This window comes from Sphingobium sp. LB126 (assembly GCF_002795205.1).
Classification (GTDB): domain Bacteria; phylum Pseudomonadota; class Alphaproteobacteria; order Sphingomonadales; family Sphingomonadaceae; genus Sphingobium; species Sphingobium chungbukense.
Map to the genome: position 1 here is coordinate 1,446,788 of NZ_NETV01000001.1, position 14,137 is coordinate 1,460,924.

9 protein-coding genes and 1 pseudogene are annotated in these 14,137 nt (G+C 65.0%); 5 read left to right on the plus strand and 5 right to left on the minus strand.

The features are described 5' to 3' along the window. The first annotated feature begins 47 nt into the window (after window positions 1-47). Both CAF53_RS07120 and clpB read left to right on the plus strand, forming a co-directional pair. Complete coding sequence (locus CAF53_RS07120) at window positions 48-1,682, plus strand: M28 family metallopeptidase (RefSeq protein WP_100237688.1); 1,635 nt, start codon at window positions 48-50, stop codon at window positions 1,680-1,682. A gap of 116 nt (window positions 1,683-1,798) precedes the next feature. Next, window positions 1,799-4,378 (plus strand): ATP-dependent chaperone ClpB, encoded by a 2,580-nt coding sequence (clpB, locus tag CAF53_RS07125; RefSeq protein ID WP_100237689.1) that lies wholly within the window; start codon window positions 1,799-1,801, stop codon window positions 4,376-4,378. Between the two features lie 81 nt (window positions 4,379-4,459). Here the strand turns inward: clpB and CAF53_RS07130 are convergent, their stop codons facing one another. From CAF53_RS07130 to xseA, 4 genes are all read right to left on the minus strand, one after another. Next, window positions 4,460-7,513: a TonB-dependent receptor gene (locus tag CAF53_RS07130; protein WP_242443399.1), complete on the minus strand. Its 3,054-nt coding sequence runs from the start codon at window positions 7,511-7,513 to the stop codon at window positions 4,460-4,462. Between the two features lie 320 nt (window positions 7,514-7,833). After that, window positions 7,834-8,685 (minus strand): M23 family metallopeptidase, encoded by an 852-nt coding sequence (locus tag CAF53_RS07135; RefSeq protein ID WP_100237690.1) that lies wholly within the window; start codon window positions 8,683-8,685, stop codon window positions 7,834-7,836. Beyond that, window positions 8,686-8,895 (minus strand): DUF2093 domain-containing protein, encoded by a 210-nt coding sequence (locus tag CAF53_RS07140; protein ID WP_013848005.1) that lies wholly within the window; start codon window positions 8,893-8,895, stop codon window positions 8,686-8,688. It abuts the gene before it with no gap. A 34-nt stretch (window positions 8,896-8,929) separates the two neighbouring features. Further along, window positions 8,930-10,426, minus strand: coding sequence for an exodeoxyribonuclease VII large subunit (gene xseA, locus CAF53_RS07145; RefSeq protein WP_100238726.1), 1,497 nt, complete (start codon window positions 10,424-10,426; stop codon window positions 8,930-8,932). Window positions 10,427-10,433: 7 nt separating this feature from the next. On the opposite strand from xseA, the gene purD reads away from it, so the two are divergent. Together purD and CAF53_RS07155 are read left to right on the plus strand one after the other, a co-directional pair. Next, on the plus strand, window positions 10,434-11,717 hold the full coding sequence (gene purD / locus CAF53_RS07150) for a phosphoribosylamine--glycine ligase (protein ID WP_100238727.1): 1,284 nt from the start codon (window positions 10,434-10,436) through the stop codon (window positions 11,715-11,717). A gap of 64 nt (window positions 11,718-11,781) precedes the next feature. After that, window positions 11,782-12,339 (plus strand): hypothetical protein, encoded by a 558-nt coding sequence (locus CAF53_RS07155; RefSeq protein WP_100237691.1) that lies wholly within the window; start codon window positions 11,782-11,784, stop codon window positions 12,337-12,339. Window positions 12,340-12,343: 4 nt separating this feature from the next. On the opposite strand, the pseudogene CAF53_RS07160 reads toward CAF53_RS07155, so the two are convergent. Then, window positions 12,344-13,245 (minus strand): annotated as a pseudogene (locus tag CAF53_RS07160) (acyltransferase family protein). Window positions 13,246-13,416: 171 nt separating this feature from the next. Between CAF53_RS07160 and CAF53_RS07165 the strand changes: the two are divergent. Next, on the plus strand, window positions 13,417-14,130 hold the full coding sequence (locus CAF53_RS07165; RefSeq protein ID WP_100237692.1) for a GDSL-type esterase/lipase family protein: 714 nt from the start codon (window positions 13,417-13,419) through the stop codon (window positions 14,128-14,130). Window positions 14,131-14,137 lie beyond the last annotated feature (7 nt).

A 14,137-nucleotide genomic window follows, 5' to 3' on the forward strand; every position in this document is an offset into this window, starting at 1 on the left:
GCACGTTAGGCTCCCCATTCGACCATAAAAGAGAGGTTTCGCACCCGATGCGCCTTCGCTCCTTCGCCTTCGCTTCCTCCCTCGCCCTTGCGCTTGCCACCCCCAGCCTCGCCTCTGCCGAAACCGGCCCCGCCATCACGGGGGAAGCCATCCGTGCCGATATCGGCTTCCTGGCCGACGATCTGCTCGAAGGCCGCGATGCCGGGACGCGCGGCTATGACATCGCCGCGCGCTATGTCGCCGCGCGGTTCGAAACATTGGGCCTGCAACAGGCCGTACCCAATAGCTGGTATCAACCGGTGACGCTCGCCGTCGCACAGCTCGACAAAGCGTCCCCGCCTTCGCTCACCATCGGGGACAGGCGCTTCGCCAATGGCGAAGACGTCGCGATCGCCGCTTTCGGCCGCGAACTACGCCAGAGCATCGGAGCGCAGGCGGTGTTCGTGGGATATGGCCTGAAATCCGATCGGGAGAAGATCGACGACTATGCGGGCCTTGATCTCAAGGGCAAGTTCGCGGTCGCACTTTCCGGTTCGCCGATCGGCATGCCGAGCGAGATCGGCGCGCATCTCGCCTCCGAAAAGGCACTGGCCGCGCAGCAGGCGGGCGCGATCGGCCTGATCACCATCCCCACCGCCAGCTATCTCAACCGCACGGCCTGGGAGAAGCTGCGCGAGCGGGCGCAGAGCCCGACAGTGAGCTGGCTCGACGCATCGGGCCAACCCTATGTCCGCACCCCGGCCATTCGCGGCACCGGGACCGTGACCGGGGCGGCGGCCGAGGCGCTGCTCGCCGGGTCGGGCAAGACCCTGACCATGATCCGCGCGCAGGCGGAGAAGAAGGGTGCGCGGCCAAGGGGCTTCGCGCTCAAGCCCAGCGTCCGGATCGACCGCACCAGCACCGTCGAGACGGCGCCCAGCCGCAATGTGCTGGCGGTGCTGCCCGGATCCGACCCGGCGCTGGCCGGGGAATATGTGCTGCTGATGGCCCATCTCGACCATCTGGGAGTCAAGGAAAGCGCCCAGGGGCCGGACAAGATCTATAATGGCGCGATGGACAATGCCTCCGGCGTGGCGACCATGCTGGCGGTGGCGAAGGCCTTTGCGCAAAGCGGGGAACGGCCGAAGCGCTCCATCCTGTTCGCGGCGGTGACGGCGGAAGAGGATGGACTGTTGGGGTCGCAGTTCCTGGCGAAGAATCCCGTGCTGCCGCAGGGCGCGAAGCTGGTCGGCGTGGTCAATCTGGACATGCCGATCCTGACCTATGATTTCCAGGATGTGGTGGCGTTCGGCGCGGAGCATTCAACCCTTGGCCCGATCGTGGAGAAGGCCGCCAGGGCGGAGGGCGTCTCGCTATCGCCCGATCCGTTGCCCGCCGAGGGGCTGTTCACCCGGTCCGACCATTATCGCTTCGTGCAGGAAGGGGTGCCGGCGGTGTTCCTGATGACCGGATTCGCCGGGCCGGGACGGGAAGCGTTCGAACATTTCCTCAAGACCGACTATCACCAGCCCTCCGACCAGATGAGCCTGCCCTTCCACTGGGAGGCGGCGGCCAAGTTCGCCAAGGTCAACTATGCCATCGCCCGCGAGATTGCCGACGAACCGGAGGCACCGCGCTGGTATAAGGGCGATTTTTTCGGAGATGCCTTTGCGCCGGGTGTGCCCAAGGCGGTGAAACCATGAACCTCGTCGCGAATTGAACGCGGTTAGGGATATTTGCGTAGCGCCCCTTGTGTTGCTTTTATGCAACATTACATCGTGACCAGTTTCACGAAGGACCAAGTTCGCAAGGGGACGTTATGAACCTCGAAAAATTCACTGACCGCGCCAAGGGCTTTCTCCAGTCGGCGCAGACCGTCGCGATCCGGATGAGCCACCAGCGCATCAGCCCGGAGCATTTGTTGAAGGCGCTGCTGGAGGACCAGCAGGGCATGGCGTCAGGCCTCATCAAGGCGGCGGGCGGCGACGCTGGCGTGGCGCTGCGCGAAACCGATGCGGCGCTGGCCAAGGTGCCGTCCGTTTCCGGCAGCGGCGCGCAGCAGACCCCCGGCCTCGACAATGATGCCGTGCGCGTGCTCGATTCCGCCGAGCAGGTGGCGGGCAAGGCGGGCGACAGCTTCGTCACCGTGGAGCGGCTGCTCCTCGCGCTGACCCTTGCCACCACCACGGCGGCGGGCAAGGCGCTGGCGGCTGCGGGCGTGAAGGCGGAAGGGCTCAATGCCGCGATCAACGCCCTGCGCGGCGGGCGCACCGCCGATACGGCGGGGGCGGAGGACCGCTATGACGCGCTCAAGAAATTCGCCCGCGACCTGACGCAGGCGGCGCGGGACGGCAAGCTCGATCCGGTGATCGGCCGCGACGAGGAAATCCGGCGGACCATCCAGATTCTAGCGCGCCGGACCAAGAACAACCCCGTCCTGATCGGCGACCCCGGCGTTGGCAAGACCGCCATTGCCGAGGGCCTTGCGCTGCGCATCGCCAATGGCGACGTGCCCGATACGCTGAAGGACCGGACCCTGATGGCGCTCGACATGGGGTCGTTGATCGCGGGCGCCAAATATCGCGGCGAGTTCGAGGAGCGCCTCAAGGGCGTGCTGGACGAGGTGAAGGGCGCGGAAGGACAGGTCGTCCTGTTCATCGACGAGATGCACACGCTGATCGGCGCGGGCAAGTCCGAAGGTGCGATGGATGCGGGCAATCTGCTGAAGCCTGCGCTGGCGCGGGGCGAACTGCACTGCATCGGCGCGACGACGCTCGACGAATATCGCAAATATGTCGAGAAGGACCCCGCGCTCCAGCGGCGGTTCCAGCCGGTCTTCGTGGGCGAGCCGACGGTGGAGGACACCATCTCCATCCTGCGCGGGCTCAAGGAGAAATATGAGCTGCACCATGGCGTGCGGATCACCGACGGCGCGATCGTGTCCGCGGCGACGCTTTCCAACCGCTACATCACCGACCGTTTCCTGCCGGACAAGGCCATCGACCTGATGGACGAAGCGGCTTCGCGGCTGCGTATGGAGGTGGAGTCCAAGCCCGAGGAGATCGAGACGCTCGACCGCCGCATCATCCAGCTCAAGATCGAGCGGGAGGCGCTGAAGAAGGAGACCGACAAGGCTTCGCAGGACCGTCTGGCAGCGCTGGAGGAGGACCTTGCCAATCTGGAGCAGCAGTCGGCCGAACTCACCCAGCGCTGGCAGGCGGAGAAGGACAAGATCGCGGGCGAGAGCAAGCTCAAGGAACAGTTGGACGCCGCTCGCGTCGAACTGGACCAGGCGCAGCGCGCCGGTGATCTCGCCAAGGCGGGCGAGCTGGCTTATGGCCGCATCCCCGAACTGGAGCGCAAACTGGAAGAGGCGCAGAACGTCACCCAGGGTGCGATGCTGCGCGAGGAAGTGACGCCGGAGGACATCGCCTCCGTCGTCAGCCGCTGGACCGGCATCCCCGTCGACAAGATGATGGAGGGGGAGCGGGAGAAGCTGCTCGCCATGGAAGCCGAACTGGGGCGTCGCGTCATCGGGCAGGCCGATGCGGTGAAGGCCGTGTCGACCGCCGTGCGCCGTTCGCGGGCGGGCTTGCAGGACCCGAACCGGCCGCTGGGGTCGTTCCTGTTCCTCGGCCCCACGGGCGTCGGCAAGACGGAGCTGACCAAGGCGCTGGCGGGATTCCTGTTCGACGACGACAGCGCGATGGTGCGCATCGACATGAGCGAGTTCATGGAGAAGCACTCGGTCGCGCGGTTGATCGGCGCGCCTCCGGGCTATGTCGGTTATGAGGAGGGCGGCGTGCTGACCGAGGCCGTCCGCCGCCGCCCTTATCAGGTGGTGCTGTTCGACGAGGTCGAAAAGGCGCATGGCGACGTGTTCAACGTGCTGTTGCAGGTGCTGGACGATGGCCGCCTGACCGATGGACAGGGCCGCACGGTGGACTTCACCAACACGATCATCGTGCTGACGTCCAATCTGGGCAGCCAGTTCATCGCCTCCCTCGCCGACGACGAGCCGGTGGAGAAGGTCGAGGATCAGGTGATGGACATCGTCCGGGCGCATTTCCGGCCGGAATTCCTGAACCGGCTGGATGAGGTGATCCTGTTCCATCGGCTGGGTGCCGCCCATATGGCGCCGATCGTCGACATTCAGGTGGCGCGGATCGGCAAGCTGTTGAAGGACCGCAAGGTGACGCTGGACCTGACGGATGGGGCGCGGGCCTGGCTGGGACGGGTCGGGTACGATCCGGTCTATGGTGCGCGGCCGTTGAAGCGGGCTGTGCAACGTTATTTGCAGGACCCGCTGGCCGATCTGATCCTGCGCGGCGAGGTGCCGGACGGGTCGACGGTGCGGGTCGATGAAGGGGATGGGGCGTTGAAGTTGGGTATTGGCTAACGTTCAGGAACGTCCCTCCGGATATGAAAAAGGGCGGCTTCCATCGGGAAGCCGCCCTCATCATTTCCAGGTCAGGTCGATTTAGAAATCGACCTTCGCGCCGACGCGGAAATACCGACCGATGAACAGACGGTCCGCCCAGGCGGGGTTGAACTGATAGATGGCGTAGCCTGCGTTCACGTCAAGCGGCGGCCGATCGTTCAGGACGTTGAGCATGTCCGCGTACAGGGTGAACCTGTCGGCAACCTTGACCTCGGTATGGGCGTCAAGGTTGAACGTCGCCTTGACATGGCACTGCACCGGATCGCCATTGTCGTAAACGATGAGCTGGCCATCCGCGGCGCTCTGTGCGCAGTCCTTGTAGGTGCCACCGGAGTCAGCCGCCGTCGGCGAATAGCCGGCGGTGTAGCTGGCCGTCAGCGTGAAGCTGAACTTGTCGTTGAAGTCCAGCGTGTTCTGCCAGGTCACACGCCATTTCGGCGCACCCGAGCAGGACGTCCAACCGCAGGGACCGAGCGTGCCGTCAGCGCGCCACACCGTACCGTCGTCATTCTCCTGCTGGAGCTTCATCAGGTAGGATGCATTGGCGACGCTGCGCAGCGTGACGGTGTTGCTGATCGGCAGCTTGACGTCGGCCGACAGATCGATGCCTTCACCCAGGAAAGCGTTCGCATTGCGGAACGGCGCTTCGATGAAGCCCAGCAGCGGCAGTGCGTTCGGGTTCTGCGGGTCGGCTGCACCCGGGATCACGTTGATGCCCGGAATATTCACGACGCCATTATTGGTATAATATTGCTCGTAAATCTCGGCCGAGGCCGAGGCCGGAACGATCAGATTCTTGATCTTGGTCCGCCAGTAATCGACCGTGAAGGTCATGTTCGAGCGCGGCTGGAACACCGCACCCAGCGTATAGGCCGTCGACTTCTCCGGCTTCAGGTCGGGGTTACCCGACGATGTGAGGCCCGGGGAATAGCCACCCGTGTAATAGGTGGGGTTGCTGGCGTGCGCGGCGCAGAACGCCGCATAGGTCGGCTGCGAGCAGACGATCGTGGCAGCGGTATAGCCGGTGCCCGGCAACTGGAACGATTCGTTGAAGTTCGGCGCACGGAAGCCCCGCGACCAGGTGCCGCGCAGCTTCAGTTCCTTGATCGGCGTGAATTCGGCTTCGAACTTGGGCGAGAAAGCCTTCTGTCCAGTCGAATAATGCTCATAGGAACCCGACGCCTTCACGCGCACCGAATCGAGGATCGGCGCCGCGATCTGATAAGAAGCCGACCAGATGTCGCGTTTGCCCTGAACCGCCACGGCATTGATCGTATAATAGCGCGCGTAGGGGTTCGCGTCGTCCGCGGGGTTCGAACTCGGATTGTTCAGCGCTTCATGACGGAACTGTCCGCCCACCGCGACGTTCAGCATGCCGCCTGGCAGTTCGAAGACATCCTTGGCGAGCGATCCCTGAATCTGGAACAGCTTCGAGGTGGAAGTCTTGTGCTGTTCCGGGAACACCTGGTCGATCGCAGCCTGGCTGTTCGCCGCCGGATTGACGAAATTGTAGGTTCCCTGCGCAATCGCATTCATCAAACCCTGCAGGTAGATGTAGTTGCGATTGGTGACATCCAGATTCACCTTCGACGCCGTTACGCCGAGATTATATTCCCAGCCCTCGCCGAAGGTACCGTGGGCACCAAGTGCAGCACGATAGACCTTCGAATTGGTCAAGGTCTGGATACCACGATCGGGCACGCCCAGCAGTTGGGCGACGTTGCCGGAAGCCGCGAACGGATTGTTCGGGTTGAGAACGCCGTTACCGGCGTTGCAGCCGGACGCCACCAGGTCGCCGCTGATATTGCCGGTTGCCGGGTTGGCGCCGACCACCGCCGTCCCCTGCGGACAGACATAAGCTGGCAGGAAGATGCGGCTTACCGTCACGCGGCGGCCGCCTGCCGCCGTGGAAGTGGCCCAACCGCGCGGCGAACCTTCATTGAAGGTCGTCGTGTTGTAATAGTTGAACATCGCGAAGACTTCCGAGTCACCGAAAGCCTTCGTCGCGCGTAGCGTACCGCCCCGGCGGGTGATCTCCGCATTGTACATCTGATATTTGCCGACGACGGTGTCTTCCTGGCAGACTACGCCATTGGCGGGCGCCGTCGACGTGAGCTGGCCGGGAGTCAGGGTGATGGAACCCAGGCCGTTACAGCCGTTCAGATATTGATAGCGAGCGTCAAGCGGCGTGGTCAGATTGTTCGGATCGAATGGTCGCACCGCGTTAGCCTGCGTGCCCTGGAAGCCGAGGTAGCTGCCGTCATATTGGATGCCGTTGCGGATCGCGTTGGTCAGGCAGCCCTGCTCCGCAGTGCCGCAGATGCGGCTCAGATCGGCGGTGTTGAACGGGTAGCCGCGCTGGTTCGAGTAGAGCGAGTCATTATGCTGATATTCGGCGCTGACGTAGACGTTGAAGCCATCTTCGTCGATATCACCATAACCGTAGCTGCCGCTGATGCGCTGCTCACCCGCGTCGCCGCGTTGCGAGATGCCCATCGAGCCATTGAGGTGCAGGCCCTTGATCTCGCGCTTGGTGATCACGTTGACCACACCGGCGATCGCGTCGGAACCGTAGGTCGCCGAGGCGCCGTCGAGCAGCGTGTCGATGTTGCCGATGATGGAGTTCGGAATCGTGTTGATGTCGACGATGTTGCGCTGCGTATCGTCGGCCAGCGGATAAACGGCCGTGCGCATGCCGTCGAACAGGACGAGCGTGTAGGAGTTGTTGAAACCGCGCAGCGAAGGCGCGCTTGCGCCGGTCGTGAAGCCGAAGGCCGACCAGCTCGGGGGGATGGTGCCCGCATTGTTGGCGGTCAACGTCTGAAGATATTCGGTCGCGGTGGGAATGCCGCGCTTCTGAAGATCGTCGGCGGTGATCGACACCACCGGCGACGCCGTGGCGGCCGCCGGATTGCGCGTGATCGAGCCTGTGACAATGATGGTGTCTGCCGGCGCGCTGTCATCAGCGGTCTGAGCAGATTGAGGCGCCTGGGCGAAAGCGGGTGCGGAGAAGGCCGCGAGGCCGGCGCCGACGAGAGTCAACGCCTGAAGAGCCGCGCCACCGCGCAGCCCGATCTTGGTTATGGTCTTCACTATCCAGTCCCTTGCTCTGGAGGCTCGCGGATTGCCCCGCGTGCTTTTTTGACGCGTGAAGAGAGCGAAAGGAGCCCGACAGCAAACCCTCTTCACACGTACTACCAGCTACTGTGAGCAGTCGTTTTATGAGTGTAAAGCAGGCTCTAGCGTCGGAAATCGCATTTGATCGAAACTGTAGCAATTATGCCACAATCGCGCCAAATGGTGATTGAACGGCCGTATAACAACATTGTTGCATGCCTGTGTTTACGGGAAAAACTTTTGCATGCGACGCGCGTAAACGAACAAAGAAAATTATAGTTCCGTGAAATATTGCTTCAATTTCCGGGCATGGGCCCAGCGAGCAGAAGCGGGTCGATGCGCACATCGTTCCACTTCATCCCCCAATGGAGATGGGGTCCGGTGGCCCGGCCGGTCGCGCCGACCGCACCGATGCGCTGTCCCTGAAGCACATGTTGGCCGAGAATCACGTCGATCCGCGAGAGGTGCAGGAAGGCGCTGTTGAGGCCATGGCCATGGTCGATCATCAGCAGATTGCCCTCCAGCGTGAAGGGGTGGCCGGCGGCCAGTATCACCACGCCGTCGGCCGGGGCGACGACAGGATCGCCCGGGGCACCCGCGACGTCGACGCCGCCATGATAGGCGCCCGGCTGCCCCTGATAGATGCGCTGCGATCCGAACAGGCCCGAGATGCGGCCGGTGCGCGGCCAGATGAAGCGCTGGCGCCAGCCGGTCGCATCGGTCACGATGGCGCGGGCGGCGGCGATCTGTTCCAGTTCGGGCTTGCGGAGGGCGAGAAAGGCCTCGCTGTTCTTCGTTGGACGCAGTGGAACGTCGACACGCTCGATCCGCCAGGCGCGCGGCGCTACGGTCAGCGCCTGGTCGAGCGTGCGGCCATCGGCCAGGCGCGCGGACAGGCTGGCCTGCGGTGCGGCATCGCGGTCGAAGGCGACGAGGAAGCGGCCGTCGGCGTCGACCGGCACCGGCTGGCCGTCGAAGCGGAGGTCGACGGTTCCCGACGGCACGGTGCCGATCAGCGTGCCGCCCTGGATCGGCGTGCCGGTGAGGGCGATGCGGGTGGCGGAAGGAGGGCTGGCCGAAGGGGCTGCCGACGACGCAGCCGTCGCGCCGGCCAGCGCCAGCGCAACGGCGGCGATCCGGTTCCTCATTTAAAGGCCGCGCGCCTTCAGTTCGGCCTGGGCGGAGATTTCGGCGCTGGCATAGGGTTCCTGCCGGGCGATGCTCCAGTAGCGCAGATCGTCCAGCGGGATCTTCCGCCCGCTGACGGCGCAGACGACATGGTCGCCGGTCTGGAGCACGCGGAAGCTGTAAGCCATATAATGCAGCCGGGCCGGGCGATCGCGGTTGGACATCAGCATGGGATCACTCGGCCTTTCTTGTGCGGCGACGGCATCAGGAGAACAGGTCCTGCTGTCCGCTTTCCTGCCCTTCGCGCGATTTGCGCGGAGGGCGGGATGGAGACGATATAGCCTCGACGGGCGGCTTCTCAAGAGGCGTGCCGCCTTCGATCGTCGCGCCGACAGCGCCGTCGCGGAAGTGCAGGCTGACGGCACCCGCCGCCTGCGCATCCGCCACCGATCTGACCAGCCGGTCGCCCGCCATCACCCGCGCGAACCCGCGGGCCAACGGCAGATCCGGATCGACCGAGGTGAACAGGCGCGAGACGCGGTCGAAGGCGGTCGCGCGGTCCTGGTAGACGCGCGCCAGATAGTCGGGGCGCAGTTGCAGGCGGGCGACACGCTCTGCCGCGCGGCTGACATATTGGCGCAGCAGCGCGGGACGCAGGGCGCCGCCCGCCTGCCCCAGATGGGCGCGGGCATCGGCGACGCGGTGGCGCAGGCCGCTGGCGAGGCCGTCGGAAAGCTGGTCCAGCCGCTGGCGCTGGGGCGCGAGCAGCGTGTCGGGCGTGGGCATCAGCCGCATCTGCATGTCCAGCCGCTCGCGGGCCTGCGCGGCGCCACGCCGCACCGCCCGATCGATGCGGAGGCCCTGCTCGGTCAGCATGGCCAGCAATTCGGCCCGCACGGGCACCGCCATTTCAGCGGCGGCGGTCGGTGTTGGCGCGCGCATGTCGGCGGCATAGTCGCACAGCGTCGTGTCGGTTTCATGCCCCACGGCGGAGATGATCGGGATCGAGCATTCGGCCACCGCGCGGACGACGATTTCCTCGTTGAAGCTCCACAGATCCTCGATCGAGCCGCCGCCGCGCGCGACGATCACCAGGTCGGGCCGGGGCAAGGGACCGCCGAGCTGCATCGCGCTGAAACCTCGCACGGCCCGCGCCACCTGTTCCGCCGCGCCCTGCCCCTGCACCAGTACCGGCCAGAGCAGCACCTGCGTCGGGCAGCGGTCCTCGAGACGGTGGAGAATGTCCCGGATGACCGCGCCGGTGGGCGAGGTCACGACGCCGATGACGCGCGGCATGAAAGGCAGGCGGCGCTTGCGTGTCGCCTCGAACAGGCCTTCTGCCGCCAGCTTCTGCTTGAGCTTTTCCAGCAGCGCCATCAGCGCGCCTTCGCCCGCCAGTTCCATCCGATCGATCACGATCTGATATTTGGAGCGGCCGGGATAGGTGGTGAGCTTGCCGGTGGCGATCACCTCCACCCCGTCCTGCGGCGCGAAGGGCAGGCGCGCCGCCCCGCCCTTCCACATCACGCCGTCGATCACGGCATTGTCGTCTTTGAGGCAGAGATAGATGTGGCCCGAACCCGCCCGCTTGAAGCCGGAAATCTCGCCCCGGATGCGGACATGGCCGAAACGGTCCTCGACCGTGCGCTTCAACAGGGCGGACAATTCGCTGACCGACAGCGGCGGCGCGTTGTCCCCTGCGCGTTCCTCGGCTAACAGGCGGCCCGAGACATCGAAACCAGCTTCATATTCCGGGGACATGGGCGAAATGAACATCCTTCTGTTGGGCGGCGGCGGCCGCGAACATGCGCTGGCGTGGAAGCTGGCGCAATCGCCTGCCCTTAACACCCTTTATGCCGCGCCGGGCAATCCCGGCATAGCCCAGCATGCGACATTGGTCGACCTGGATGCCACGGATCATCGCGCGGTCGTCGATTTCTGCCTGCGCCACAGCATCGGCCTGGTGGTGATCGGACCGGAAGCGCCGCTGGTCGACGGGCTGGCCGACAATCTGCGGGTCAAGGGCTATCCGGTCTTCGGTCCGGGCAAGAAGGCGGCGCAACTGGAAGGGTCCAAGGGTTTCACCAAGGACCTGTGCAAGCGCGCCCATATCCCGACCGCCGCCTATGAGCGGCTTTCCAGCAAGGATGGCGCGCTGGCCGCGCTCGACGATTTCGGCCTGCCGGTGGTGATCAAGGCGGATGGCCTGGCGGCGGGCAAGGGCGTCATCATCGCGGAAACGCGCGAACAGGCGGTCGAGGCGATCGAGGACATGTTCTCCGGCGCGTTCGGCGCGGCGGGCGCGGAAGTGGTGCTGGAAGAGTTCATGGTCGGGGAGGAGGCGAGCTTCTTCGCGCTGACCGACGGCAGCGCCATCCTGCCCTTCGGCTCTGCGCAGGATCACAAGCGTGTCGGGGACGGCGATACCGGCCCCAACACGGGCGGCATGGGCGCCTACAGCCCGGCCCGCGTGCTGACCCCCGAACTGGAAGCGGAAGTGATCGAGAAGATCGTCCGCCCGACCGTCGACACGCTGGCCGCCGAGGGCATGCCCTATAGCGGCGTGCTTTATGCGGGGCTGATGCTGACCGCCGAGGGGCCGAAGCTGATCGAATATAATGCGCGCTTCGGCGATCCGGAATGCCAGGTGCTGATGATGCGCTTCGACGGCGATCTGGTGGAATTGCTGCTTGCCGTGGCGCAGGGCAGGCTAGCCGAACAGGGGCCGGTGCAGTTGGCCGATCGCACCGCGTTGACCGTCGTCATGGCCGCGAACGGCTATCCGGGGACGCCGGAAAAGGGCGGGGTCATCACCGGCATCGACGCCGCCGAGGCCACCGGGGCGCGGGTCTTCCACGCGGGGACTGCGGACAGGGACGGGGCGATCGTTGCGAATGGCGGGCGCGTGCTGAACGTCACGGCGACCGGCGAAACGGTGAAGGCCGCGCAGCAGGCGGCCTATGCCGCGGTCGATGCGATCGGCTTTCCCACCGGCTTCTGCCGCCGCGATATTGGCTGGCGGGAAGTCGCGCGTGAGGAAGGGGCGCGCTGATCCCCTTGCCCTGCCCGTGCAAGCATCCTTAAATAGGGCAAAGTCAGACAGGGAGGGACGAGCGATGCAATTTTTCACGGACTATGGCCTTTGGCTGCTGATCGCGCTGCTGGTCATCATCGGCATCGTCTTCCTGCTGTCGGGGCGCAGCAAAACGCCCGAACCGCCGGTTGTGGAGGTGAAGCATCCTGTCGCTCCGGCGGTTTCGGCGCCTGCGCCGGAGCCGGCCGAAGTCGTCCCGGTCCGGTCCGCTGCGGCCGAGCCGGTCGCGGTCGCGCCGGTCGAGCCCGCCCCCCCACCCGTCGCCGCCGCACCCGAACCGATTCCGGTCTCTCCGGCCGTGACCGCTGCGGTGGATGGCGCGGTGGATGGCGCGGTGGATGGCGCGGACGATCTGTTGAAGCTGAAAGGCATAGGCCCCAAGCTCAACACGCTGCTGATCGAGCTGGGCGTCACCCGCTATGCGCAGATCGCCGGGTGGACCGAGACGGATATCGCCGCGATCGACGCGAAGCTGGGCAATTTCAAGGGCCGCCCCGTGCGCGACCAGTGGGTCGATCAGGCGAAATATCTCGCCGCCGGCGATGTGGCCGGGTTCGAAGCCAAATATGGCAAGATCTGACGCCTCAGGCCGGTAGCGGCGCGGCGGGCAGCGCAGGCGGAGCGCTCTGCCGTTCCGGCACGCTGCCGAACAGAAGCGGCAGCAGCGTCCCGCGCGCCGTCAGCCGGTTGGCGAAGGCCAGCAGCAGGATCGACAGGGCCAGCGTCGCCACGGGCCCCACGCCGGTCATCATCATTCCCCCCATGATCAGCGGGTGCCAGAGATAGAAGAACAGACTGTCGCGCCCGATCGCGTTGACCGGCGCGCATTCGAGCCGCAGCGCCGAGAGCATCGGCAACAGGGCGATGAGGCCGAGGCACATCAGCAGCCTTGCCGGGACGAAGGCCAGTTCATTGTCGCCGTCGTAAAGCCCGGACCACCAGAGGAGGCCCAGCACGGCGACCATCAGCGCGATCGGCAGATAGCGCATGGAAATGCGTCGTTCCGCCATCAGCATGCCGAAGAAGAAATAAATGGGATAGCGCAGGAAACGGCTGTCGAGCGAAAGCAGGCCGTCGCCGACCGGCCCGTGACCGAGGCCGAAACCATACATGACGGCGAGGCTGACCGGCGTGCCGATGGCGAGCAGCACCAGCGGCGAAAAAGGCAGCAGCCGCGTCAACATGATCAGGAAGAACAGCGCGGGCACGTACCAGAGATGGAAGGGCGGCCGGAACAGCAGGTCGAAGGGCAGGGTCCAGTGCAGCGCCTCCCCCCGGCCAGCATGTAGACGATGCCGGCAAAGGCCCAGGGCAGCAGCATGCGCCGGCCATAGCGCGAGAACAGGGTGGAAGCGGAATCACTGCGCGTCCGGTTGATGTTGAGCAGATAGCCTGAAATGCCGACCATCATCGGCATGCGGAAACCCGACCCGACCCACAGCACCAGGTCATGGCCGCCGGTCAGTTCCATCACATGCCCGCCCATGACGAGCAGGATCAACACGCCTTTCAGCAAGTCAATCGTCGGATTCTTGGCCACGATATTGCCCTAACGCCCCGAATTGGAACGATAACGTCACAACCGTTGCCACATCGTTAACGATGCGTACCAAAGACTGCTTTCCAGCCGGAAAAAAGGCGTTACATATATCCTTCGATGAAGACGCCGCTGCTGCAACGCCTCGACGCCTCGCCTGTTGCCAAGATGGGGATGGCAATATTGATCTTCTGCCTGATCGTCGGCGGATGGCTGGCGCTTCAGCATCATCGGGAGGCGACCGCCACGCTGCCGGACGACGAACAGCGGCAGGGCGACTGTTCGCTCTGGTTCGTGGGTAGTTCGTCCATGCACCGCTGGACCAACCTCAACCGCGACATGGCGCCGTGGATCGCGCATAATCGCGGCATCAACGACGCGACCTATGCCAGCATATTGCCGCGCTTCGCCAATAGCGCAGAGGATGGACAGCCGGTCGCCATCATCCTCTATGCCGGGGAAAACGACATCGCCAATGGCGTGGCGGTTCGCACGGTGGTCCGCGACCTCGCCCGGTTCCTGGAGTTGCGCGACCGTACCATGCGCGACGTGCCGGTGTTGATATTGTCGATGAAGCCCAGCCCCACGCGCCGGGCGAACTTCCAGGACCAGCAATTGTTCAACGCCGCGGCGCAGCGGCTCATCCCCCATGCGCGGCTTGCCTATTATGCCGACATCACCACGCCGCTGTTGAAGGACGGGCGAACGGGCGACAATTACCAGCCCGACGGCGTGCACATGAACCCGGCGGGATACCGGATCTGGGCCAAGGTAGTCCGCCAGCGGCTGAAGGAGACATTACCGCCGGAAACGTTGCGGCGCTGCGCGCCTTGATGATGGA

Bases quoted from the DNA above. Each gene is read 5' to 3' on its own strand.
- CAF53_RS07120 (WP_100237688.1), top strand. From the start codon at position 48: ATGCGCCTTCGCTCCTTCGCCTTCGCTTCCTCCCTCGCCCTTGCGCTT.
- clpB (WP_100237689.1), top strand. From the start codon at position 1,799: ATGAACCTCGAAAAATTCACTGACCGCGCCAAGGGCTTTCTCCAGTCG.
- CAF53_RS07135 (WP_100237690.1), bottom strand. From the start codon at position 8,685: ATGAGGAACCGGATCGCCGCCGTTGCGCTGGCGCTGGCCGGCGCGACG.
- CAF53_RS07140 (WP_013848005.1), bottom strand. From the start codon at position 8,895: ATGCTGATGTCCAACCGCGATCGCCCGGCCCGGCTGCATTATATGGCT.
- xseA (WP_100238726.1), bottom strand. From the start codon at position 10,426: ATGTCCCCGGAATATGAAGCTGGTTTCGATGTCTCGGGCCGCCTGTTA.
- purD (WP_100238727.1), top strand. From the start codon at position 10,434: ATGAACATCCTTCTGTTGGGCGGCGGCGGCCGCGAACATGCGCTGGCG.
- CAF53_RS07155 (WP_100237691.1), top strand. From the start codon at position 11,782: ATGCAATTTTTCACGGACTATGGCCTTTGGCTGCTGATCGCGCTGCTG.
- CAF53_RS07165 (WP_100237692.1), top strand. From the start codon at position 13,417: ATGAAGACGCCGCTGCTGCAACGCCTCGACGCCTCGCCTGTTGCCAAG.